Origin of the sequence: Halovalidus salilacus, from assembly GCF_031852275.1 — an archaeon.
In the GTDB taxonomy this organism is placed as follows: Archaea; Halobacteriota; Halobacteria; order Halobacteriales; family Natrialbaceae; genus Halovalidus; species Halovalidus salilacus.
The window spans coordinates 183,721-207,056 of the sequence record NZ_CP134700.1 but is presented as its reverse complement, the minus strand read 5'-3'; the positions used below and the strand labels follow the sequence as shown (position 1 = coordinate 207,056).

Sequence of the window (23,336 nt, the reverse complement as noted above, 5' to 3'; positions counted from 1 at the left end):
CCACGGCGCAACCGGTAGGTTCTAGAAGTCGTCGATGACCGGGATACCGACGGTTTCGAAGTTCGTCATCGCCTCGAGTTTGTCGCTGACGTCCTCGAGGCCGATCGTCTCGGAGACGACCTTCTCGGGCTCGAGTTTGCCGGTCGAGACCATCCGGAAGATCTCGTCGTAGCGGGTCGGGGGCATCCCCAGCGAACCGATGAACTCGACCTCTTGCATGACCATCGCGTCGGTCGGCAGGTGGACCATTCCCCGTTCTTCTTGCGTGGTCAGGCCGACCTGGATGTGCTGCCCGTGTGCGTCCAGGCTCAGTACCGAGTTCTGACAGGTGGTCGCGATTCCCAGCGCGTCCATCGAGACGTTCGCCCCACCGTCGGTGATCGCCTCGACCTCGCCGGGGACGTCGTCGACGTCCTCCGCGTTTACCGCCTCGACGGCGCCGAGTTCGCGGGCCTTCTCGAGTTTCTCGTCCTTGAGGTCGACGGCGACGACGTTCGCGCCGAGGGCGTCTGCGATGTGGACCGCGGAGAGACCGACGCCCCCGCAGCCGTGGATCGACACCCAGTCGCCCGCACCGACGTCCGCGCGGTGGGCCAGCGCGTGGAACGAGGTCATGAACCGACAGCCCAGGCCCGCCATGTCGACCGAGGAGACGCCGTCGGGCAGTTCGACGAGGTTGTGGTCGGCCGCCGGAACGTGGACCTGCTCGGCGAAGGCCCCCTGCGCCTCCTCGATGAACCCCAGCGGCATCACGTTCTCGCAAATGTTCGAGTGGCCCCGCTGGCACCGCGGGCAGACCCCGTCTCCGAGATTAAAGGGGATCGCGACGTGGTCACCCTCGCGGACGCCTTCGACGTCGTCGCCGACGGCGACGACACGTCCGGCCGGCTCGTGGCCCAGGATCTGGCCGGGCTGTGTCTCGAGGTCGAGCCACTCCCAGTCGCCCTGCCAGCCGTGCCAGTCGCTCCGGCAGACCCCGCAGGCTTCGATTTCGACGACCGCGCCCTCCGGCGTCGTGTCGGGCGCGTCGACGGTTTCGATCGATAGCGGTTCGCCGTGCTCCTCGAGGACTGCTGCTCGCATGGGTTTCTCTATCACTGCCCGGGTAATTAATGTTCGTGAGGGTGACGATCTCCCGCACGCTCCAGCGGCGGCGCGTGCGTCGACCGATCGGCGGGCGGCTGATCGGTTCCCCGTCGAGCCGCTCGGCCGTCCTCAGTTCAGAAGTTCGATCGTATCGCCCAACTCGAGCGGGACGCGCCCCTTCCGGTAGCCCTCGACGCTCCCGTCCGGGCGAGCGCGGTAGACGACGGCCGGCCGGTGGCGGACGTCCGGCCGTTCACCCTTGACCGCCGCCCAGCTGTCGTCGCGGAAGCTCGAGCAGTCGACGAAGAGGACGGCGCCGCCGCCGTGTTTGGCCAGTTGCCCGCTGGTCTTGGTCTCGGCGGTGTCGCGGACGGCGGCGACGGGGCCGGCGGCCGCGCGGTTCGCCGGCGGCTGGGGTCGGGTGACCTCGACGAGGACGTTCGTGTCCGCGTCGGTCGCCCGGAAATCCAGGGAATGGCCCGTCGTCACCTCGATCTCCGGGATGACCACGTAGCCGGCCTCGACGAGGATCTTCGCGGCGATGAACTCGGCCATCGCGGCGCTCATGCGGACGCGGTCGACGCGGTCGCTCGTTCCGAGCTTGCCGGACATGACGTGTCGGTGCTCGTCGAGCGCGCCGGTCGAGAGAAAGTCCTCGAAGAAGCGGGTCACCTCGCGCCGCCCGGCGTCGGGGAAGCCGGCGGCGTGCTCGCGGAAGAACGCCCGGGTCGACTCCCGGCCGTCTTTCGACATGAACACCGGGAGGAAGTACCACGAGAGGTGCGGGTAGTCCGCGAGCCAGGGTTCCTCCTCGTGGAGCGTCGCGAGCAGTTCGCGCTGGGTCCACCGCGAGACGTGGTAGGGGACCTCCCGCCAGCCGAACTTGTCGGTCTTCCACAACGAGGAGGGCGTCTCCGTGTTCCCCATCCAGTAGGCGCCGTCGCCGTTCCCGCTCGCGTCGCGGGCGAACAGGGCGACGTCGCCGTTTTTCATCTCGAATCGGTGCGTCTCCCAGGGGCCACCGATCTCGAATCGCGGTGCGACGGCTCGAGCGCCGATGTTCGACCGGAGCGGCTGGAGGATTTCGTGTCGGACTCGCTGTTCGCTCCAGGTCCGAGGCGAACAACGAAAGCGAAGCGGCCGTGCCACGGGCGACCGTAGGCCCTCGGGCCGCTTACGTCTTCCTCTCTCCGCCGGCGACGCGCCGCTCGCTCCCCTCGGCGATCGGTCGTCCGACGCGACCCCGCACGGCGACCGGTTTCCCGTCACGACTCGAGGACGTGAACGACCGTTACATTGATATCCGTTTACGCCCTACTATGACCATACTTACCATGTCAATGGGTGCCTATGATGAGGATGAGCACGAGCGCCGCGAACAGCAGGCCTCGAGGGTGGATGCGGACTTCGACGACGAGCGGACGATCTATCACGGTGAGATCGAGTACGACTCGGGCGACTCTGCGGAAGCGCTGCTGAACAAGTTCGAGGAGATCAAATCGAAGTAACGACGATCGAGGCGGGTTTTCCTGACGCCACCCGCGAGAGCGACGGCGCCGTCCCGCTACCTCGAGCGGAGGATTCGAACTCGAGCGAGAAACGCCCGAGCGAATGACCCCAATCCGCGCGTCCGTTCCAGAGGCGATCACTCCCAGCCCGGCGTCCCGGGCGCGCCGCGGTCCTCCTCGACGTCCGTCGCGATCCCCGCAGGAGGGATGGGTTCGTCGCCGTCACCCTCGGCTGCCAGCCGCTCCCACTCTCGAATCGATCGGCCGACCCACGAGTCGGCCTCGAGCGCCCGCTCGCGGGCCTCCGCGTAGTGGCGGTCGGAGACGCCGAGCGTCCCCAGACTCGAGGCGGCCGCGACGGCGACGAACTCCGCCCGATCCTCGGCGGTCAACGCGTCGGTCGCCGCGCGCTCGACGACGCCCTCGAGGTCGTCGGGTCGAGGGTGGCAGAAGACCTTCTGGCCGAGCGCCCCAGGGCCCAGGAGGAGGCCCTCGAGGGCCGCCGCGTCCGCGGGCGGGTCGTCAGAGACGAGGCGGTCGCCGCCGAAGGTCGCCTCGACGCGCTCGCACTCGGTCTCCTGCTCGAGCGCGAGGTTGTAGCCCGGATAGGTAGCGCACTCGTCGGGGAAGAGATCGCCGCCGTGGATGCGACACTGCAGCGTCGTCGGATCGAGGAAGGTGCAGGTCGACAGCCACACCTCGGCCTCGCGGCCGAACGGCGCGACCGGCTTCGGGGGCTTGCGCAGGCCGACGAAGAAGGCGGGCCGCCCCCCGATGGCGGTGACGCGGCGGCCGTCGATCTCGACCGCGTGGCCGCTCTCGGCGTCGGCGACCCACAGGCGCGGCGTGAGCGCGTCGGCGAAGCCCGCCTCGAGGAACCTCCGCACCTCGTCGCGCGTGAGCGGCACGAGGTTGTAGACGTCGTCGAGCGGTTCGTACGGACCGCGGCGCTCGTGCTCGTGTCCGCGCTCGAGGACGCCCTCGTCGTCCCGTTCGATTCCGTCGTCCCCTTCGGTCCCGTCGTCCTCCCCGTCGCGCAGGTCCTCGAGGAGCGGTCGCCAGTCGAGACAACAGCCGGCACACCCTTCGCAGTTCACCTCCATGCCGGTCGATTCGCCCTCGAGCGGTTTAACCCGCGCGCCGGGCCGGATCGGGGTCGTCGGGGGAACGGCTTTCAGCCTCCGGAGTCGATACTCGAACATGGCAAACGCAACCTGCGACGGCTGCGGACGCGGGGTCACGGTCGCGGGCAGCACGGCCAACATCTGGACCTTCGGCGAGGACGACGGCAGCGAGGGCACCGCGCTGACCCTCGAACTCGAGGACGGTTCGAGTCACACCCTCTGTTTCCCCTGTATCGAACGGTTACCCGACCACCCGACCGCGGAGGACGTCGAGGCGCTCGAGGAGGTCGAAGTCGAGGCGTCGGCGCCCGACGAGCGGTAACTCGTCGTCCTCGAACGGCTCTTTGTCAGTTCACTCGACTCCACCGCGTGGCGCGCGCTGGAGACGCGCCCGAGTACGACGAGGGCGCGGCTACGAAATCGCGCGAGGGACGAGTGAGCGAGTGTAACGAGCGAACGAGTCGGCTGGGGAGGGTGGGGCTTCGGGTGGAACGAAAGGGGCCGATTCGCTCGAGGACGCTGGCGGCTGGTAGCACCACAGGCGAACGGAGTGAGCCGAGGAGCGCACGACGTCAGCCGTTGAGCGAAGCGAAGCTTCGCGATGCTCGGAAGAGCACGCTCTTCCGTTGACTCGAGCGGGTCGGGGGCTTTCACCGTATTCCTATCGTCACACCGACTCGAGGGGCGTCCCACACTGAAACTGAAAAAGCGGAAGGGGTGGGATTCGAACGCCACAAGGCCGTGAACGGCCTCCGCGGGCCACGAGGACCCGCGGTGCTCTGCCAGTGAGCAACCCTTCCGAGTGGGCGCTCGAGGGCACCGCGTGTGCCGCGTTTGGGACGATGGCGGTGTCGGTATTTGTTATCGGTGGCTTATTCGCCCGTAGGCGTGCGTTTGATCCCCACGCAGTCGGCCGGTTTTTGAGCGGCACCGACTCGAGGGGCGCCGCCGGTCACCCTCGAACCGGAACCGACCCCTCGCTCACGGCCCGAACGTGCGCCGATCGCGCTCACGGCTCGAGTTCCACGGGTCCTCGAGGGTTCGGTGTGCGAGACGGTCCGCAGCCTTTAGGAGTCGGCCGGTCCCTGACTCGAACGGTGAACCCCGAGCGGATCTTCGACGAGTTTCCCGCCCCGAGCTTCCGCGGGGCGCAGGAACAGGCCCTCCGCGACATCCGCGACGCCTTCGAGGCGGGCAACGACGTGGTCCTCGTCCGCGCCCCGACCGGCAGCGGCAAGTCGCTGCTCGCCCGCGCCGTCGCCGGCTGCGCCCGAACGGTCGACGAGGCCGAGCCCAGCGAGGCCGCCGGCGCCTACTACACGACGCCGCAGGTCTCCCAGCTCGACGACGTCGCCGAGGACGACCTCCTGACGGATCTCAACATCATCCGCGGGAAGTCGAACTACACCTGCATCTTGCCGGGCGAACTCGAGACGCCGGTCAACCAGGCCCCCTGCGTCCGCGAGCGCGGGTACGACTGCGACGTCCAGCACCGGTGTCCGTACTTCTCGGACCGGGCGATCGCCTCGAACCGCGAGATCGCGGCGATGACGCTGGCGTACTTCATGCAGACCGCGGGCAGCGACGTCTTTCGCAAGCGCGACGTGGTCGTCATCGACGAGGCCCACGGGCTGGCCGAGTGGGCCGAGATGTACGCCACGATCCAGCTCGGTCCCCGCACCGTCCCCTTCTGGGACGAGTTGGCGGTACCAGAGATCGACGGCCTCGAGCGCGCGGCCCGGTACGCCGAGAACCTCTCGCAGCGCTGCACGCGGCGCAAGGACGAACTGCTGGCCCAGGAGAAGCTGACGGCGGCGGACGTGCGCGAGCGCGACCGCCTCCAGGAGCTGATCGGCGAACTCGACTGGTTCGTCTCCGACTACCGCGATCCCCAGAGCCCGACGACGTGGCTCGTCGACCAGTCCGAACCCTCGAGCGGCGGCCGCAGGGGCGGAGAGAGCGGTGACGGTGGCGGCGAGGGGGGCGAGGGCGGCCCGATCACGATCAAGCCGATGAACCCCGAGATGTACCTCAAGCACACGGTCTGGGACCGGGGAAACAAATTCGCGCTCCTCTCCGCCACGATCCTCAACAAGGAGGCGTTCTGCCGGCAGGTCGGCCTCGACCCGGAGCACGTCGCCCTCGTCGACGTCGAGCACACCTTCCCCGTCGAGAACCGGCCGCTGTACGACGTCACCCGGGGGAAGATGACCTACGACGAGCGCGGCGAGACGCTCCCGAAGGTGGCCCGGACCATCGTCCGGATCATGCAACGCCACCCCGACGAGAAGGGGCTGGTCCACGCCCACTCCTACGACATCCAGCGCCGACTCGCCGACCTCCTCCGGGACTTCGGCGTCGGCGACCGGGTGCGCGTCCACTCGAGGGACGGCCGGGACGCCGACCTCGAAGCGTGGAAGGCCAGTTCCGACCCGGACGTCTTCCTCTCGGTGAAGATGGAGGAAGCGCTGGACCTCAAGGGCGACCTCTGTCGGTGGCAGGTGCTCTGTAAGGCCCCGTTTCTCAACACGAGTGACTCCCGCGTTGCCCACCGCCTCGAGGAGGGCCAGTGGGCGTGGTACTACCGGGCGGCCCTCCGGACCGTCATCCAGGCCTGCGGCCGCGTGGTTCGGGCGCCCGACGACTACGGCGCGACCTACCTGGTCGACTCGAGCCTGCTCGACCTGTTCGAGCGCTCGCGGACGGACATGCCCGACTGGTTCGCCGAACAGGTCGACCGCCTCTCGAACCCCGACCTGCCCGACTTCGAGCCGCGGGCCGCCCTCGGCGAGTCCGCGCCCGGCGGGGGATCCGGCTTCGGATCGACCGGCCCGGACTCGAGGGTCGGATCCGACCGAACCAGCGGGGGCGCCGACGGGACCGGGGACGCGACCGCCTCGGCCGACGACCGCGACGACGGGTTCGGCTCGCGCCGCCGACGGTCGCGACGGTCGTCCCGCTCGAGTCCGCTGGCGGACGTCTGGGACACCGACGAGTAGCACACGGCGACCCGTCCGGACGAGTCGACGGAAAACGAAGACGGCGCCCGAGGCGGTTGACCCGCTCGAGGCGAACCGCTCGACGAGAACCGGGACGGTTCGTCCGTCGCGATCGGCGACGAGACGGTCGGGGGAGTGGGGGATCGACGCGCGTGCGTTCGACGGACAGCGCCGTCGATCCTACAGCGCCATCGATCCGGCCCAGGCGACCATCGAGGTCGCCATCAACACCGCGAAGAGGAGGGCGATGAGCTGATTTCGGTCCATACCCGGTAGGTCACACCCCGGCGGTATGAATCTCACGCCCGTCCATCGCGTTCGCGTTCGGCACACCGTCTGCGCGGCCGAGTCGACGACCGTCACTCGACGCGAACGTCGACCACCACGTGCGCGACGCCCGCGCTGTGACTCTTCACCCGCCGCTTCGCGAGCACCTCGAACGTTCGTCCGGCTTCGCCGATGGCCGACTCGAGGCGCTCGAGGGGTCGGTCCCACAGCAGCGACTCGGGGGTCGCCTCGTGGTAGTGGAGGACGCCGCCGGGGGCGAGCGCCTCGAGGGCCTCGGGAAGGAACTCGTGGGCCTCGTCGGTTCGCGCGCTGCGGTCGCGGTTCTCCGACTCCGATTCGCCCTCGGCGCGGCCGTAGTAGCCCATGACGACCCGGTCGGCCTCGAGACCGTCTGCGACCTCCCGGCAGTCGGTCAGGTAGGCGTCGACCCGCCCCTGGACGTCGTTGAGCATGGCGTTCTCGAGCAGGTAGCGAAAGGCGGTCGGGTTGAGCTCCGTCGCCGTCACCCGCGCCCCGGCCCGGGCCATCGGGAGGGTGAAGTACCCGATGCCGGCGAACATGTCGAAGACGCGCTCGTCCGGTTCGACGAGGTCGCCCATCCGGGCGCGTTCGGCCTGGTTCCCGGGCGAGAACATCACCTTCGCGGGGTCGAGTCCGTAGCGTGTCCCGTGTTCGGTGTGGATCGTCTCCGTGTTCCGAGAGCCGGCGATGACGCGCGTCCGGGGCTCCCGGAACGTCCCCGCCTCGCCCTCGTTCGCGATCCCCTCGTCGGCCAGCACCGTCTCGGCCTCGCCGTGGAGTTCGAGCAGCGCCTCGCCCAGTTGGGCCTCGTCCGGGCAGTCGTCGGGAACGGTCACGAGGATCACCGAGCCGATCACCGCCCAGGAGCCGGGCGCCGACTCGAGGTCCGCCTCGCTCCAGCCCCCCTCGGCCAGCAGGTCCTCGAGGTCCGAATTTCGGAACTCGGGATCGACCTGCCGGATTACCTCGAGCACGCGCGTTTCCGCGGGCGGTTCGGTCACGGGGAGCGCGACGGTCTCGGCGCCGTACTCGCGGACGCGCCGGTCGTCGTCGTAGACGCTCTCGGCTCGGAGGGATTCGATCGCCGCCTCGCTCCGGGGCTTTTCCACGACGACCGCGAGCGGCCCGTCGTCGGTCGCCTCGAGCACCTCCGCGGAATCGGGTCGCCCCGCGTCCGAAGAGTCGGCGTCGTCAGCCATCGTCGGGGAGGATGTGCAGGCCCGCACGGCTCTTCAGGACGGGGACGGTCTCGGCATTGGGGTCGAAGTAGTCCGGGCGGGCGACCGTCTTCGCCCGGTACGTCTCGGGGTCGAGCACCTGGACGGCGTTCTCGTCCTCGACCGTCACGACCGTCGTCTCGACGCCGTCCTCGAGCTGGCCGAGTCGGCGCGCCTCGGGGGCGTTGCCCTCCTCGTAGCCCGCCTCGTAGCGCTCGCCCGTCGTCAGGCGGGTGCCCTTCAGGTTCCCGCGGGCGCTGCGCACGAGGACCGGCCCGCCGTCGTCGCCCTCGAGGTCGATGATATCGCCGGGGGTGTAGGGTGGCAGGCGGACGGCGAACGTGACCCGGTAGACCGGGTTGCCGTCCTCGTCCTCGGTGACGAGCGTCTCCGAGTCGTTCACGGTGCCGCCGTACTCCTCGACCATCTTGTTGGCGATCTTCTTGCCGATCTTGTTGGTCGAGACCTTGACGTTGAGGCCGTCGGGCACCTCGCCCATCTCGGTGACGAAAGCGTTGCGGTCGCCCGTCGCCTCCATGTCCGCCACCACGCGGTTGGCGATGGTCTTCGCCCGGTCGATCTCCTCGCTCGAGGGGGTGCGGTCTTCCGCCCGGATCTGGACGATGCTGGCGTAGTAGTCGCCGGCGATCCGCCCGCAGCGGGTGCAGGTCTGGCGGGCGATCTTCACGGGAACCGTCACCCGCTCCTCGACGGGCGTCCCGCGAACGACGCCGGTGAAGTAACAGTGCATCCGGATCGCGTTCGGGTCGATCTGCTCGGGGTCGACCTGCCAGGCGACGTCCTCGACGTCGACGTGGACGGACAGCGCCTCGCTCACCTCCTCGATGGCGACGTCGGTGTAGTCCTCCGCGCCGACGTCGACCCACCGCCGTCCGCGCCAGACCGCCCCGCACTGGGAGCAGACGCGCACGTCGATCCGATCCGGCGCGTCCACGAAGTCGAAGTCCTCGAAGTAACAGGCGTCGCAGAGGTCGACCTCGGCGCTCGGCCGGAGCGGATCCGCGGCGGTCGCGTCGCTCTCCGGCCGCTCGGGCACCGGATCCCCGCAGCGGGGGCAGAACGCGCGCGAGTCACTCATCAACTCGCCTATGGACCTCGGCGAGTTAAACGGCGCGTTCTCCGACCGCCTCGAGCGCGGATCGGGTGACGGAGCGGCCGTCCAACCCGCCGTCGCGTCGACGCCGACTCGTTTCCGCAGCCGTCGACCGGCTCAGTTCGTGAGAACTCCACCCGAAAGTAAGGGGTGCGAAACGGGTGAGGAGGGGGCAACTCGTGCGTCCAGTTTCGGACGAATTCGCCGGCGCTCGCCGATCGCTCGACGGTTCTCCTCCGCAACCGATCGCGTCCGATGACGTTCTCGAGGGCCGTCACTCTAATGTCAGATAAAACATATATAATCCAACATATGTGTGTCAGACGTACGCACGTGGCGGAGTCTCCAGGCGAAACGGAGGGGTTCGCGAGCCGACTCGAAACGTCTCTCGAGTCCGATACTAGCCGACGGGTACGGCGGTGGCACTTATTTCCGTTGAGCCCCATAGTCAGGATATGAACTGGAAACCGGACTGGGGGTTGCGGTTCCGGATGTTTCTAACGATGTTCCTGCTGTTCGCGCTGTACATCGTCTTCGCCGGCGTGATCACCGCCTACATGGGGGGCGGACTCCTGATCTTCGCCCTGCTCTTCGGCGGGATGTCGCTGGTGCAGTACTACTTCAGCGACACGCTCACCTTGCGGACTATGGGCGCGAAGACCGTCTCGGCGGAGGAGTACCCCGAGCTGCACGCCTCGGTCGAGCGCCTCTCCCAGCAGGCCGACCTGCCCAAACCGAAGATCGCCGTCGTCGACACCCAGGTGCCCAACGCCTTCGCGACCGGGCGCAACCAGAAGAACGCCGCCGTCGCCGTCACGACGGGGCTGATGCGCACCCTCGACCGCGACGAACTCGACGGCGTCATCGCCCACGAACTCGCCCACGTCAAGAACCGCGACATGATGGTGATGACCATCGCGTCGTTCCTCGCGACCGTCGCGTTCATGATCGTCCGCTGGGGCGCGTTCTTCGGCGGCGGGCGCAACCGACAGGGTGGCGGGGGCATCGTCGTCGCCATCGTCGCCTCGCTGATCGTCTGGATCGTCAGCTACCTGCTGATCCGGGCGCTCTCGCGGTACCGCGAGTTCGCCGCCGATCGCGGCGCGGCGGCCATCACCGGCAAGCCGTCGGCGCTCGCCTCCGCCCTGCTGAAGATCTCCGGCGAGGTGGAGAAGGTGCCCGACAAGGACCTGCGCGAGGAGGCCGAGATGAACGCCTTCTTCATCATCCCGCTGAAGTCGGGCATCGTCGGCAGGCTGTTCAGCACCCACCCCCCGACCGAACGGCGGGTCGAGCAGCTTCGGCAACTCGAGCGGGAGATGATCTGAGCGCCTTCTGATCGGCCGGAGTAACCGCAATAGATCCGCGCCCTCCGAGTTCGACCGGTCCCGGAGAAGGTACACTTTCTACGGAACGGGACCTACGGTCGCACATGGGACTACTCGACGGACTCCGCGCCGTCCTCGGCGTGCGCGCCGAAACCGACGCCAGCAGCGACGCCCACCCCGACGACCTCTTCGGGATGAGCACCGCCTACATCACGATGGAAGCCGAACTGGGCCACCGGTCCCTGGACGTCGGCGCCCTCTGCTTTTCGGGCGTCGACTCGAGCACGTTCGCCGACGCCGTCGACGAGGTCGAGGCCATCCTCGAGGCGGGCCGCGAGGAGACGGACACCGACTTCTCCATCTCCGCGGACGACCACGGCTACCAGTGGGTGATCCTGGAGGACAGCGACCCGGAGGACCTCATCACGAGCCTCCACTTCGCCGCCGACACGTTCATCGAACACGGCTACGGCTCGCGCCTGCTCGCCGCCGTCTTCGCCTACGAGGACCGCAACGGCGATCCCGCCTACTGGATCTACTCCTTCCGCCGCGGACGGTTCTACCCCTTCGCGCCCCGCTCCGGCCGGGAGCGCGACTCGAGCGCCGAGTTCAAACTCGAATCGGCGCTGGACGGCGAACTCGAGATCGAGCGCGAGAAGGAGTACTGGTACCCGCTGTGGCCCAGCGAGACGGGACGACACCCCTGGGAGTGACGCGTCGAGGTCGGGTCGCCGCGGTCTCGAGCCGTCGTCGCTCGAGGAACGGGCCCGGCGATCGAGGGGTCGACGGGAGCGGATCGGGCGGCGGCCCCCGCGTACGAACCGTATCGGATCTATTTTGAGACGGCGATTCGTATCCGAGCGCAGTGACCGAGTGGAACCAGTCCGGCGGCGACCCCCGGAATTCCGGCCGTTGCGACGACCTCGAGAGCCCCACCCGCCCCGAAGAGGCGTGGACGGCGGAACTGCGCGGCCCCGTTCGATCCTCGCCCGTCCTCGACCGCGACACGGTCTTCGTCGGCACGAGCGAGGGGGACGTCCACGCCGTCGACAGCCGGACGGGTCACCGGCGGTGGGTCTTCGAGACGGCTGCGGCGACCGAGCCGTCGCCGGTCGTCACCCGGGAGTTCTGCTACGCCTGTACGACCGACGGGACCCTGTACGCGCTCGATCCGAGTACGGGCGACGAGCGGTGGCAGGTCGACCTCGAGGGACCGATCGACGCCTCGCCGACGTACGTCCGCACCGCGGCGGGCTTCGATGCCGCCGGCAACTTCACCGCCTCGAGGACCGACCCCGACGGCGTCCTCTACGTCGGCGATTCGGCCGGCGTCGTCGCCCTCGAGGGGACCACGGGCGAGGAGCTGTGGCGCCGCGAAACCGAGGCGCCGGTGGTGGGTAGCCCCGCGGTCGACGACGGTCGCGTCTTCGTCGGCAGGCGGGACGAGGCGGTGACCGCCCTCGACGCCGAAACCGGCGAGGAGAGCTGGACGGCGCCCACGAACGGCGTCCTCGCCGGCGGGCCGACGATCGACGGCGACGGCGAGCGGGCGTACGCCGTCGACAGCGAGGGGCTGCTCGTCGCCCTCGACGCCGAGACCGGCCAGACGTGGTTCACATACGAGATCGACGGCGCGTTCGTCGACGCGGCGATCGTCCGCGACGACAGCGTCTTCGTCCCGGCCGACGACGGCCACCTCCACGTCACCGACACCACGTTCGGCCGGCGGAAAGTCCGCGGTCTCCTCTTCTCGAAGAAGGGCGTCCGACTCGACGGGATCCCCCGCGGGGCCGCGCTCGTCGGCGACGTCGTCTGCCTGGGCGACTCGAGCGGCGCGTTCTACGCCATCGACGCCGACGACCCGGATTTCGTCTGGTTCGTCTCGCTCGAGGCCGGCGTCTCGAGCCCGCCGGCCGTCGGGGACGGTCGGCTGTACGCGGGTCTCGAGGACGGGACGCTCGTCTGTCTGTCCTGGCGCGACGACTGATCCGGCGCGAGGGCTGATTCGACGGACGTCGGGCGATCGATACCGTCGCGTTCGACCGGGTTCGGCCACCGTTTTCCCACCTAAACCTGTCGGCGATATCCCGAGCACCCCCGCGCAGTCCGCCACTTTCACTTTCACTCCCCTGTTAACGAGGGTTTATGAGGGGTCCGGCACAAAGAGCGATTATGGCAGACGCAGACCTCGAGACCCTCCCGGGTGTCGGACCGGCGACCGCAGACAAGCTCACCGAAGCGGGCTACGACTCCTACCAGAGTCTGGCCGTCGCCTCCCCCTCGGAGCTGTCGAACACCGCCGACGTCGGCGAGTCGACGGCGAGCGACATCGTCCGCGCGGCCCGCGACGCCGCCGACATCGGCGGCTTCGAGACCGGTTCGACCGTCCTCGAGCGGCGAAACAAGATCGGCAAGCTCTCCTGGCACATCGACGAGGTCGACGACCTGCTCGGCGGCGGCGTCGAGACCCAGTCGATCACCGAGGTGTACGGCGAGTTCGGGGCCGGCAAGTCCCAGGTGACCCACCAGATGGCCGTCAACGTCCAGCTCCCCCAGGAGGTCGGCGGCCTCCACGGCAGCGTCATCTTCATCGACTCCGAGGACACCTTCCGCCCCGAGCGGATCGACGACATGGTGCGCGGCCTTCCCGAGGAGGCCATCGAGGCCGCCCTCGCCGACCGCGAGATCGAAGGCGGCCCGAACGACGAGGCCGCGCTCGAAGCGCTCGTCGAGGACGTCCTCGAGAAGATCCACGTCGCGAAGGCGTTTAACTCGAACCACCAGATGCTGCTCGCGGAGAAAGCGAAGGAACTGGCGAGCGAGCACGAGGAGAGCGACTATCCCGTCCGCCTGCTCTGTGTCGACTCGCTGACCGCCCACTTCCGCGCGGAGTACGTCGGCCGCGGAAACCTCGCCGACCGCCAGCAGAAGCTCAACAAGCACCTCCACGACATCGACAAGGTCGGTAACCTCTACAACGCCGCCATCATCGTCACCAACCAGGTCTCCTCGAACCCCGACGCGTTCTTCGGCGACCCGACGAAGCCCATCGGCGGCAACATCCTCGGCCACAAGTCGACGTTCCGGATCTACCTCCGCAAGTCCAAGGGTGACAAGCGGATCGTCCGCCTCGTCGACGCGCCCAACCTCCCCGACGGCGAGGCCGTCATGCGCGTCCAGGACGGGGGGCTCAAGCCGGAGTAACCGGCGACCCCTCGCGAGAATCGTACCGTAACCGAAAACCGAACGCGGAAACCCGGACGCGCGAGCGCACGGCCGTTTTCTTTCACTCGCCGTCACCGCCTTCGACGCCGGGCGAACGCGCTACTCGCCACCGAGCAGCGACACGGTCGTCGACTCGCCGGCGTCGACGCGGACCCGATACCCGTAGTAGTCGAACTCGACCCGACCCGCCCTCGAGGCGCCCGTCTTCATCGGTGCGAACAGCGCGTCGAGCGCCTCTGGGTCGACGACGTCCCAGAGGGGCGGAAGGTCGAGCGTATCCTCGTCGGCGGCGTCGGCGACGGCGGTGACGATAGATTCGGTGACCGACGTGGCGGTGGGTTCGTCGTCCGGAAGCGCAGTGGCGATCATCGAAATCAGTACCCCGCGAGGGAGCAAAAGCCTATCCGCGCACGGTCGAGCGGTCGAATACTCGAACTGGCCGAAACGCGAGCCGAATAGCGCCGGCAAAGAATCGAACGCGATCGGCGGCCGACCGCGACGAGCGGTCACTCCTCTGTCGTCGTCTTCTCCTTCTCGAGTTCGCCGCGGTAGATCTCGGCGCCGTCCTGGGCGACCTTCTCGGCCAGCACGGCGCACTTGACGCGCATCGGGGAGATGTCCACGCCGAGCATGTCGATGACGTCGTCGCGGTCCATCTCGAGGAGTTCGTCGACCGTCTTGCCGGTCAACTCGCTCGAGAGCATGCTCGCGGAGGCCTGGCTGATCGCGCAGCCGTCGCCTTTGAACGCGACCCGCTGGATCGTCCCGTCGGTCTCGTCCAGGCGGACGTCGATGCGAATCTCGTCGCCGCACATCGGGTTCTCCCCGACGTGGGTGAACGTTGGATCCTCGAGTTCCCCGTAGTTACGGGGGTTCTTGTAGTGGTCGAGGATCTGCTGTCGGTACATGTCCGAGCCCAGTCCCATCGTTGTCCGGTATACGGCCGGTCGACCGAAAAGCGTTCCGACGCCGAGCAGTTCGACGGCGGCGCGCGGCACCGTCACGAGGTCGTCGAGGGGCTTCGCTGCTCGCCGGCTCACCGCTCGCCGCGAACCTCCCGGTCGAAGCGCTCGAGGTACTCTCGGACGAACGCCGCCCGCTCGTCGGCCATGGCGCGCGCCTCGTCGGTGTACATCCGCTCGGGCAGGGCGAGGATCTTCTTGTGGAAGTGGTTGTACCGGGTTCGACCCGCGCTCGAGTCGTCCTCGGCGGGTGGAACCGCGGAATCGTAGATCGGCGACCCGTACCTGGCCCCGTGGGCGAACGTGCGGGCGATGCCGACCGCTCCGAGGGCGTCGAGGTTGTCCGCGTCGGAGACGACCTCCGCCTCGAGCGTCTCCGGTTCCGCGCCGGTCGAAAACCGGTGGGCGCGGATGCAGTGGGCGACGCGGTCGATCGTGGACTCGCTCGCGCCGACGTTCCGGAGGATGCGCCCGGCCTCGCGGGCTCCCCACGTCGCGTGGTCGTCGATCTCGCCGCGATCCTCTCGAGCGCGGCCGATATCGTGCAGGAGGACGGCGAGACCCACCACCGTCTCGTCCACCGGTTCGTCTAACCGCGCGACGAGCGTCTCCGCGTTCGCCTCGACTCGCTGGACGTGGTGCCAGTCGTGGGCCGGCGCCGCGTCCGCGAAGTAGGTGCGAGCACGAGCGCGAACCTCCTCGAGCATGCGTCGACGGTTCCGAAGGCGGGACGATAAGCCGATCGGGACGACGTCTCCTCGCACACCGTCGTTCGCTCACGCGAACAACTGTCGCGTCTGGCGAGAACGAAGTTCTCGCTGACCGTCGCTCACTCCGTTCGCGAAGACATCCCGCGCGTCAGCTAAAGAGCTGACGCGCGTCTACGAAGCGGCAGAGCCGCTTCGAGCCTCGCCTCGCACCGCTCGGCGAGACGTCCCTCGCCCTCCGTTGTTCGCTTACGCGAACAACTGTCGGGCCAAGCGAGAGCTTCGCTCTCGCTGGCCTTCGCTCACTACGTTCGCGAAAACGTCCCGCGCGTCAGCTAAAGAGCTGACGCGCGTCGTCGATGGCCTCGACCAGCGCGTCGATCTCCGCTTCCGTGTTGTAGACGTAGAACGACGCTCGAGCGGAGGCCGCCACGCCGAGCTTGTCGTGTAGCGGCTGGGTGCAGTGGTCGCCGGCGCGGATCGCGACCGCGTGGTCGTTCATGATCGAGGCCAGGTCGTGGGCGTGGACGCCCTCGAGGTTGAAGCTCACGAGGCCCCCGCGGTCGGGACCCGGTTCGGGGCCGTAGATTTCGACGTCGCCCTCGGCCGCGAGCTGCTCGTAGGCGTAGCGGGCCAGTTCCTCCTCGTGAGCCCGAATCCGATCCATGCCGATCTCCTCGAGCCAGTCGACGGCGGCGCGGAGGCCGACCGCCTCGGCGATCTGGGGCGTGCCGGCCTCGAACTTCCAGGGGAGTTCGTTCCAGGTCGCGTCCTCGAAGGTGACCTTCGTGATCATGTCGCCGCCGTAGAGGTACGGCTCCATCTCCTCGAGCAGGTGCTCTTTCCCGTAGAGGACGCCGATGCCGGTGGGGCCGGCCATCTTGTGGCCCGAGAATGCGTAGAAGTCGGCGTCGATGGCCTTCACGTCCACGGGGCGGTTGGGAACGGCCTGAGCGCCGTCGATGAACGCGAGCGCGTCGTGGTCGTGGGCGATCTCGACCAGTTCGGAGACGGGGTTGACGGTGCCGAGCGTGTTCGAGACGTGGACCGCCGAGACCATCGCGGTGTCGTCGGTGATCAGTTCGCGGGCGTGATCCATGTCGAGGCGGCCCTCGTCCGTAACCCGGACGTACTCGACGTCCGCGCCCGTGCGCTTGCCGATCTGCTGCCACGTGACCAGCGAGGCGTGGTGTTCCATCTCCGTCAGGACGATCCGGTCGCCGGGGCCGAGTTCGTTCAACCCCCACGAGTAGGCGACGAGGTTCTCGGCTTCGGTCGTGTTCTTGGTGAAGACGACCTCCTCGCGCCCGTCGGCGTTGATGAACTCAGCGACCCGATCGTGGGCGTCCTCGTAGGCGATCGAGGCCTCCTGGCTCAGGTGGTGGATCCCCCGGTGGACGTTCGAGTTGTAGTTCCGGTAGTAGTCGCTCATCGCGTCGACGACCGCGTCGGGCGTCTGGGTCGTCGCGGCGTTGTCGAGGTAGACCACCCGCTGACCGTTCACTTCCCGCTCGAGGATGGGGAACTGGTCGCGGATGCGCTCGACCTCGAGCGCGCCGACGTTCTGTTGGCTCATTGGCGGATGAAAGGCGCCGCAGACAAAACACTCCTTCGGTCCCGCCCGTGTTCGCCGCCGTCTCGGCCGCCGCGAGGTCCGTCGGCCCCCGTCGATCGCCCGGTCGCCGTTCGCGCCGTCGGTCCGGCGCTACATCCGAAGCATCTGGGCGTGCAGCGTCGCCCCCACCTCGAGGACGTTCGCCTCGTCGACGATGCCGGCCTCGATGGCGACCTCCACGGAGCGGGTGCCGACGATGTTGGCGACCGACGCGCGGGCCAGGCTGTCGACCACCGCCTCGGCGTCGACCTCGTCGCCGCCGTAGAACTCCTCGGTGACGGTCAGCGAGATGCCCCGCTCCTCGTTCTCGAACGTCTCGCCGAGGACGTCGCAGTCGCAGACGGCGACGAGCAACCCCTCCCGGGTCTGGCGCTCCCTGACGATCATCCGACTCGCGGTCTCGCTCCCGTCACCGCTCTCGTCTCCGTCCCTGCTCGCGCTCACGGCCCCTGCCCTCGCTCTTGCATTCGTTCGCGCTCCTCGACGAGTTCGCGTTCGGCCCGCTCGCGCAGCTCGTTGGCCTCCTCGGCGATCTGCTCCGCCTCGTCGTACTCGCCCAACTCCTCGAGGATCTCGGCTTTCTCCTCGAGCACCTTCGCGTTCCGGAGTCCGAGCCGGATCGCGTTGTCGATGCAGTGCAGCGCGTCTTCGGCCAGGCCGCGCTCCGCGAGGAAGAACGCGCGGTTGAACCAGCCCTCGGCGAAGCGCTCGTCGATCTCGACGGCGCGTTCGGCGTGCTCGAGGGCCTGTGCGGTCTCGCCGAACTCCCAGAGGGCGTAGGCGAGGTTGGTCTCGGCGGTCGCGGCGTGCTCGCTCTCGTCGTCGATCGACAGCGCCTCGCGGTGGGCGCCGATCGCCTCGTCGTACTCCTCGAGTTCGGCGTGGGCGACGCCCTTGTTCACCCAGGCCTCCTGGGCGACGAGGTCGTCGTCGGCGAAGCGAGCCGCCCGCTCGAACGCATCGGTGGCCTGCTCGTAGCGGTTGATCTGCACGTAGCTCAGGCCCACGTCGAGCAGTTCGGTCGCGTCGACGTTCTCCCGGTCGATCGCGCGCTCGTCGAGCGCGTCGGCGACGACGCGCGAGTCGACGGGGTCGACTTTCGACGGGTCGACGCCCAGTTCCGGCGGGTCGAGATCGAACTCGTCGTAGGAGTCGTCGAAGCCCGCCCCCTCGGAGAAGCGGTGGCGGCGGTCTCGATCGCCCTCTCGGTCGGTCATCGAAGGGAATTAGCGACGGCGGCTGTTAAGACCTGCGACCTGGATTCGCCGACAGCACGCGGTTCGCGAGTCTCGACTCAGCGACGGTCGCCGATCCGGCCGATCGTCGTCCGAATCGACCGGCCCACCGCGGCCGGGTGGGGCAGGCCGAGTCGGTACCTGATCCGGTCCTGGCGTTTGAACGGCTCGAACACCGCCGGTTCCTCGAGCCCCCAGACGCGAGCCCTCGCGGCTCGATCGTCGCGCCGGTCGAGGATCGCGTTCGCCGCGCGCCGGCCGGCCTCGTTCGCGGACTCCATCGAGGCCAGATCGGAGTTGGTGCGAACGTAATCGCCGGCCAGCGCGAGATTTTCGACGCCGACGTCGGCCGGCGGCCGGTTCTCGAGCGACCCGACCGTGTTGATCAGCAGCGGCGATCGGTTCTCGACGCCGCCGCTCGTCTCGACGATCGCGGGATCGAGGAACCACCCGACGAGCGCCTCGTCCGACAGGGGTTCGTCCGACTCGAGGCCGGACTCGTTCAGGTGGACCTTCAATTGCGTCCAGATCTCCCACGCGATCTCCTCGCGAGTACACGACTTCGCGGGCTTCCCGTACAGGATACCCTGCGTCTCCCAGTCGGAAGCGATCACCGAGAGGACGCCCTCGATCGCGTCGCGGTCGCCGGCTTCGGTCTCGGATTCGGCCTCGACCGCGGGGCCGCGCTCGGTCCAGAACTGCCGCTGGGAGATAGACGTCAGCGCCCAGGGCGAGTCCGCGTACACCTGGTGGCCGCGCGTCAGTTCGACGTCCTCGGAGAGGAAAAACTGGATCCCGTTCATCCAGGCCGTCCGGAGCCGCTCGATCCGGGCCAGTTCCGGCGCGGCCCGCCCCAGTTCCGGCGTGACGAACGACGGGGCGACGTCGACCGGGACGGCCAGCACGTAGTCGTCGGCGGCGACCGCGCGTCCGTCGGCCAGGATCAGGCCGTCGATCCGACGTCCGTCGAACGAGAGACTTCGGACCTGCGACCCCGGTCGAAGATCGACGCCCAGGGCCTCGAGGTGTCGCAGCCACGGATCGATCCACGCCTCGCTCGTCGGCGCGTTCAGGATCCGCTCGGTCGGCCTCGTCGGATCGAGCTGTCCGAACAGCAACTGCAGGTAGATCGTCCCGATCGTCCGCGCGCTCCCCTGCCGGGGACGGAGCGCGACGAGCGACTGGGTCGCGTAGGCGAGCCGATCGCGAAACTCCGGAGAGCGGCGGTCGGCGTCGACGAACTCCCACCAGGAGACGTCGTCGAGCTCGTTCTCGCGCCGCTCGTCGCACGCGGTCAGCAGGTACAGCAGTCGCTCGAGCAAGAACCGGACGTCCCTCGCGGGGAGGTCCTCCGCGAAGGCGGGTCGAAGCGCCTCGAGCCAGCCCCGAATCGACGAGGGGGCGTTCGTCGCCGCGATACGGTTCGGACGGTCGACGCCCGCGATCAGCGTCGCCTCTGTCTCGACGAGGTGGTCCGCGACGGCGCAGTCCCCGTCGGGGATCCGCGCCATCGTGTCGATCACGTGGCGGTAGAACGCCGGGAAGAATCGGAAGCCGTGCTCGCCGCTGAGTCGAGGCCCCGTCGCGTCGGTCGCGATCGGTATCGACCTCGACTTTCCGCCGAACCGGGCGTTCGCCTCGAAGACGGTCACGTCGAAGCCGCGCTCGGCGAGTTCGTGGGCCGCGGTGAGGCCGGCGATGCCACCGCCGATTACGGCGACGTCGATCATCGGCGAACGGAGGTCGCCCACGGAAATAACGTGCGCCCCTAACGGTCGCGTCCGCGTCGGGCCGTTCGGCGCCCGCGAACCGCGTCGGCCACACCTTCAAGACTCGAACGGCCGAACCGTCGTCGTGAGTATGCGACTGTTCGTCAGCGTCGACCTGCCCGACGACCTCGCGGAACCGGTCGCCGACCTCCAGGAGGAGTTCGCCGACGCCTCCGGGCTCAACTTCACCGACCCCGAGCAGGCCCACGTCACCGTGAAATTCCTCGGCGACGTCGAGGAGGATCGGCTTCCGGCGCTCAGACGCGAACTCGCCGCCGCGGTCGCCGACGCCGGCGTCGACCCCTTCACCGCGCGGTACGGCGGTCTCGGCGTCTTCCCCAGCCTCGAGTACATCAGCGTCGTCTGGTTCGGCGTCGAGGAGGGGGGCGCGGAGCTGACGCGGCTGCACGAAGCCGTCGAGGAGCGGACGACGGCGATGGGCTTCGAACCCGAGTCGCACGACTTCACGCCCCACGTCACCCTCGCGCGGATGGAACACGCCGGCGGGAAGGAGCGCGTGCAGGAACTGGTCCGCGAGCGAGATCCCACGATCGGCGAGACCCGCGTCGACGAACTCCGACTCACCGAGAGCACCCTGACGCCCGACGGCCCGGAGTACGCCACGGTCGAACGGTTCTCGCTCGAGTGACTCGTCGCGAAGGATCGGTCGGATTCCCCGACTCTCACCGTCGGAGTGAACTGGTATGATACCCCTCGGTCCGGTAGGATTCCGACTCGATGGCACCCCCAGCCTCGTCTCCGTCGAGCGATGGACCGGCGACCGACGGCGGCGCCGATCGCGACGCTGTCGGCGGCGGAACCGACGGCCGCGGCGAACGGACGGCCGGCGGCCGCGGCGAGCAAACGGCCGACGGAGGCGGCGAACGCGACCGGGCCTCGAACGGCGTCGTCCCGGGCGGGCCCGTCACGCGCCGGGAACTGCTCGCGGCCGTCGGCGGCGCGGCGGCCGTCTCGAGAATCGGCGACGTCGACGCGCAACCCACCGAGGGCGGTGCGACGCTCCGCGTTCGGGTTCACCCGGGGTCGGTCCCGCCGTCGGTTCGGTTCCGGTCCGCCGCGGACGAGATCCGTGGCGACTGGCCCGAGCCCTACCGCGCTGCGGCGGAAGCGGTCGAGGACGCGTTGGGGCAACTCGCCGACTACGTCGCCGAACACACGGGCTTCGCGACCCCGTCGGTCGCCGTCGAACGGGGAGAACCAGTGTCGGTTCCGCCGGCGGAGCGGCCCCGCTCGAGCGAGGCCGTCCTGCCGGGACCGGACACCGTCCTCGAGGCCGTCCGGAGGCGAGTGGACGAACGCGAGGACGCCGGTGACGCCGACAGCGGTGCGACCGCCCACCTGCACCTGTGCTGGGCGCCGCTCAACTACCGGCTCGGGTACGGGGTGGCTCGAGGGGTAATCGGAGACGGTGCGGACGCGCCGGCGCTGGCCGTGGCGAACGTGGGGGCCACGGAACGCTGGGACGGCCGACCGATAACCCGGAATATGGCGATCCACGAAGTATTCCACACGTTTCTGACCGAGCGGGCGGTCCGATCGGTCGGGGGAAGTCGCTGCGATCACGACCTCGGTAGGGCCGTCCGGACCGACGATGGCGCCCTGCGCGTCTCGCCGATGGCGACCGCCTACGCTGGCCCCGACCGGTTCGGCGTCGGCACCCGCTGGCACGGAACCGGCTGTTACGACCACGACGAGATCCACCGTCACGGCGACTCCGGCGGTCCCGACGACGTCGACGACTTCGAGTACGCGACCGACCTCAGCGACGCCACGCTCGACGCGGTGACGCGCACCTTCGAAGCGGGAACGCGCACCTTCGAGCGAGGAATTGGACGATCGTCGTAGTCGGTCGACACCTGCAACCGACCGTTTCCGCCCTCGTCGCGGACGGTCGCCTCCTCGAGCCTTGCAAGATGGACAAGATTTTAAGCCCGCACGGGTTACGTGCGGCCACTATGGGTAAAAAGTCGAAGGGCAAGAAAAAGCGGCTTGCCAAGCTCGAGAACCAGAACAGCCGCGTTCCGGTCTGGGTCATGCTCAAGACCGACATGAACGTGCGACGGAACCCCAAGCGACGCCACTGGCGGCGCAGCGACACCGACGAGTAAACCAGAACCATGAGTGCAAGTGATTTCGAAGAGCGCGTCGTGACCGTCCCCCTGCGGGACGTCAAGAAGGGGCCGAACCACGCGGCCGCCGACCTCGCGATGAGTATCGTCCGGGAACACCTCGCGAAACACTTCGCGGTCGACGAGGAGGTAATCCGGCTCGACCCCTCGATCAACGAGGCGGTCTGGAAGCACGGCCGGTCGAACCCGCCGCGAAAGCTGCGCGTCCGCGCGGCCCGCTTCGACGAGGAGGGCGAGGCCGTCGTCGAGGCCGAGGTCGCCGAGTAACGGTGCGACGCGCCTCCTTCGCGGGGTCGGCCTACGTGGGCGTCTTCGCACGGGCGACCGACACGCACCTGCTCGTCCGCCCGGACGTCGACGACGACCTCGTCGCCGACCTCGCAGACGAACTCGAGGTCGAGGCGGTCCCGACGACCATCGGCTGCTCCTCGACGGTCGGCGCGCTCGCGACGGGCAACGAGAACGGCCTGCTCGTCAGCAGCCGGATCCTCGAACTCGAGCGCGAGCGCCTCGAGGAGGCGTTCGACGTCCCCGTCGCCGAGCTTCCCGGGAGTATCAACGCCGCCGGGAACGTCGTCCTCGCGAACGACTACGGCGCGTACGTCCACCCCGACCTCCCGCGCGACGCGGTGGGGATCGTGAAGGAGGCCCTCGAGGTGCCCGTCGAGCGCGGCGACCTCGCGGGCGTCAGGACCGTCGGCACCGCCGGCGTGGCCACGAACTCGGGCGTGCTCTGCCACCCGAAAGCGACCGACGCGGAGCTCGACCACCTGGAGGAGGTGCTCGACGTCAGGGCCGACGTCGGGACGATCAACTACGGCGCGCCGCTGGTCGGCTCCGGGCTGATCGCCAACGAGGCGGGCTACGTCGTCGGCGAGAACACCACCGGACCGGAACTCGGACGGATCGAGGACGCGCTGGGCTACCTCGACTGACCCCGGCAACGCCGCTTTTCCGACCGCTCGACTAACCGAGCCACAGCTATTTT

At 68.7% G+C, this 23,336-nt stretch carries 24 protein-coding genes; 12 read left to right on the top strand and 12 right to left on the bottom strand.

The annotated features are described in order from the left end of the window. Window positions 1–21: 21 nt before the first annotated feature. Together RJT68_RS01030 and RJT68_RS01025 are read right to left on the bottom strand one after the other, a co-directional pair. Window positions 22–1,083 (bottom strand): zinc-dependent alcohol dehydrogenase family protein, encoded by a 1,062-nt coding sequence (locus RJT68_RS01030; protein WP_407038529.1) that lies wholly within the window; start codon window positions 1,081–1,083, stop codon window positions 22–24. Window positions 1,084–1,215: 132 nt separating this feature from the next. After that, window positions 1,216–2,235 carry a DUF5784 family protein gene (locus RJT68_RS01025; RefSeq protein ID WP_407038528.1) on the bottom strand — a complete coding sequence of 340 codons (1,020 nt, stop codon included), beginning with the start codon at window positions 2,233–2,235 and terminating at the stop codon, window positions 1,216–1,218. Between the two features lie 185 nt (window positions 2,236–2,420). Here RJT68_RS01025 and RJT68_RS01020 point away from each other — a divergent pair, with 185 nt between their 5' ends. Further along, window positions 2,421–2,594: a DUF5786 family protein gene (locus tag RJT68_RS01020; RefSeq protein WP_407038527.1), complete on the top strand. Its 174-nt coding sequence runs from the start codon at window positions 2,421–2,423 to the stop codon at window positions 2,592–2,594. A 137-nt stretch (window positions 2,595–2,731) separates the two neighbouring features. Here the strand turns inward: RJT68_RS01020 and RJT68_RS01015 are convergent, their stop codons facing one another. After that, window positions 2,732–3,697 (bottom strand): YkgJ family cysteine cluster protein, encoded by a 966-nt coding sequence (locus tag RJT68_RS01015; protein ID WP_407040428.1) that lies wholly within the window; start codon window positions 3,695–3,697, stop codon window positions 2,732–2,734. Window positions 3,698–3,794: 97 nt separating this feature from the next. Here RJT68_RS01015 and RJT68_RS01010 point away from each other — a divergent pair, with 97 nt between their 5' ends. Continuing rightward, on the top strand, window positions 3,795–4,040 hold the full coding sequence (locus tag RJT68_RS01010; RefSeq protein WP_407038526.1) for a DUF7561 family protein: 246 nt from the start codon (window positions 3,795–3,797) through the stop codon (window positions 4,038–4,040). A gap of 775 nt (window positions 4,041–4,815) precedes the next feature. Next, window positions 4,816–6,717, top strand: a complete 1,902-nt coding sequence (locus RJT68_RS01005; protein ID WP_407038525.1) for a helicase C-terminal domain-containing protein — start codon at window positions 4,816–4,818, stop codon at window positions 6,715–6,717. Between the two features lie 359 nt (window positions 6,718–7,076). Here RJT68_RS01005 and RJT68_RS01000 read toward each other — a convergent pair whose 3' ends face one another. Next, entirely contained in the window at window positions 7,077–8,225 is a 1,149-nt protein-coding gene (locus tag RJT68_RS01000) for a class I SAM-dependent methyltransferase (protein ID WP_407038524.1), read from the bottom strand. Then, window positions 8,218–9,342 (bottom strand): 60S ribosomal export protein NMD3, encoded by a 1,125-nt coding sequence (locus RJT68_RS00995; protein WP_407038523.1) that lies wholly within the window; start codon window positions 9,340–9,342, stop codon window positions 8,218–8,220. Before RJT68_RS00995 ends, RJT68_RS01000 begins: the two co-directional genes overlap by 8 nt. Before the next feature lie 470 nt (window positions 9,343–9,812). On the opposite strand from RJT68_RS00995, the gene htpX reads away from it, so the two are divergent. The 4 genes from htpX to radA all read left to right on the top strand — a co-directional run bounded on the left by htpX (window position 9,813) and on the right by radA (window position 13,889). Further along, a complete protein-coding gene (gene htpX / locus RJT68_RS00990; protein WP_407038522.1) occupies window positions 9,813–10,685 on the top strand; it encodes a zinc metalloprotease HtpX in 873 nt (290 codons plus the stop codon). Between the two features lie 104 nt (window positions 10,686–10,789). Then, complete coding sequence (pspAB, locus tag RJT68_RS00985; RefSeq protein ID WP_407038521.1) at window positions 10,790–11,398, top strand: PspA-associated protein PspAB; 609 nt, start codon at window positions 10,790–10,792, stop codon at window positions 11,396–11,398. A gap of 152 nt (window positions 11,399–11,550) precedes the next feature. Continuing rightward, complete coding sequence (locus RJT68_RS00980) at window positions 11,551–12,672, top strand: outer membrane protein assembly factor BamB family protein (protein WP_407038520.1); 1,122 nt, start codon at window positions 11,551–11,553, stop codon at window positions 12,670–12,672. A 185-nt stretch (window positions 12,673–12,857) separates the two neighbouring features. Further along, complete coding sequence (radA, locus tag RJT68_RS00975; RefSeq protein WP_407038519.1) at window positions 12,858–13,889, top strand: DNA repair and recombination protein RadA; 1,032 nt, start codon at window positions 12,858–12,860, stop codon at window positions 13,887–13,889. Window positions 13,890–14,009: 120 nt separating this feature from the next. On the opposite strand, the gene RJT68_RS00970 is transcribed toward radA, so the two are convergent. The 7 genes from RJT68_RS00970 to RJT68_RS00940 form a co-directional block, all read right to left on the bottom strand. Beyond that, on the bottom strand, window positions 14,010–14,279 hold the full coding sequence (locus tag RJT68_RS00970) for a HalOD1 output domain-containing protein (RefSeq protein ID WP_407038518.1): 270 nt from the start codon (window positions 14,277–14,279) through the stop codon (window positions 14,010–14,012). Window positions 14,280–14,416: 137 nt separating this feature from the next. Then, a complete protein-coding gene (sufU, locus tag RJT68_RS00965) occupies window positions 14,417–14,836 on the bottom strand; it encodes a Fe-S cluster assembly sulfur transfer protein SufU (protein ID WP_407038517.1) in 420 nt (139 codons plus the stop codon). A gap of 110 nt (window positions 14,837–14,946) precedes the next feature. After that, on the bottom strand, window positions 14,947–15,579 hold the full coding sequence (locus RJT68_RS00960) for an HD domain-containing protein (RefSeq protein WP_407038516.1): 633 nt from the start codon (window positions 15,577–15,579) through the stop codon (window positions 14,947–14,949). A gap of 331 nt (window positions 15,580–15,910) precedes the next feature. Continuing rightward, window positions 15,911–17,155, bottom strand: coding sequence for an aminotransferase class V-fold PLP-dependent enzyme (locus RJT68_RS00955; protein ID WP_407038515.1), 1,245 nt, complete (start codon window positions 17,153–17,155; stop codon window positions 15,911–15,913). A 129-nt stretch (window positions 17,156–17,284) separates the two neighbouring features. Next, a complete protein-coding gene (locus tag RJT68_RS00950; RefSeq protein WP_407040427.1) occupies window positions 17,285–17,581 on the bottom strand; it encodes a DUF424 domain-containing protein in 297 nt (98 codons plus the stop codon). Window positions 17,582–17,634: 53 nt separating this feature from the next. Beyond that, complete coding sequence (locus RJT68_RS00945; RefSeq protein ID WP_407038514.1) at window positions 17,635–18,411, bottom strand: tetratricopeptide repeat protein; 777 nt, start codon at window positions 18,409–18,411, stop codon at window positions 17,635–17,637. A 77-nt stretch (window positions 18,412–18,488) separates the two neighbouring features. Next, window positions 18,489–20,159, bottom strand: a complete 1,671-nt coding sequence (locus RJT68_RS00940; protein ID WP_407038513.1) for a hydroxysqualene dehydroxylase — start codon at window positions 20,157–20,159, stop codon at window positions 18,489–18,491. Window positions 20,160–20,289: 130 nt separating this feature from the next. Here RJT68_RS00940 and thpR point away from each other — a divergent pair, with 130 nt between their 5' ends. From thpR to RJT68_RS00915, 5 genes are all read left to right on the top strand, one after another. After that, window positions 20,290–20,847, top strand: a complete 558-nt coding sequence (gene thpR, locus RJT68_RS00935) for an RNA 2',3'-cyclic phosphodiesterase (protein ID WP_407038512.1) — start codon at window positions 20,290–20,292, stop codon at window positions 20,845–20,847. 89 nt (window positions 20,848–20,936) lie between these two features. After that, on the top strand, window positions 20,937–22,064 hold the full coding sequence (locus RJT68_RS00930) for a hypothetical protein (RefSeq protein ID WP_407038511.1): 1,128 nt from the start codon (window positions 20,937–20,939) through the stop codon (window positions 22,062–22,064). A gap of 110 nt (window positions 22,065–22,174) precedes the next feature. Then, the gene (locus tag RJT68_RS00925; protein WP_407038510.1) at window positions 22,175–22,327 is read left to right on the top strand and encodes a 50S ribosomal protein L39e; all 153 of its coding nucleotides are present in this window, start codon (window positions 22,175–22,177) and stop codon (window positions 22,325–22,327) included. Window positions 22,328–22,336: 9 nt separating this feature from the next. Next, window positions 22,337–22,615 (top strand): 50S ribosomal protein L31e, encoded by a 279-nt coding sequence (locus tag RJT68_RS00920; protein WP_407038509.1) that lies wholly within the window; start codon window positions 22,337–22,339, stop codon window positions 22,613–22,615. Window positions 22,616–22,617: 2 nt separating this feature from the next. After that, window positions 22,618–23,283 carry a translation initiation factor IF-6 gene (locus RJT68_RS00915; protein WP_407038508.1) on the top strand — a complete coding sequence of 222 codons (666 nt, stop codon included), beginning with the start codon at window positions 22,618–22,620 and terminating at the stop codon, window positions 23,281–23,283. Window positions 23,284–23,336 lie beyond the last annotated feature (53 nt).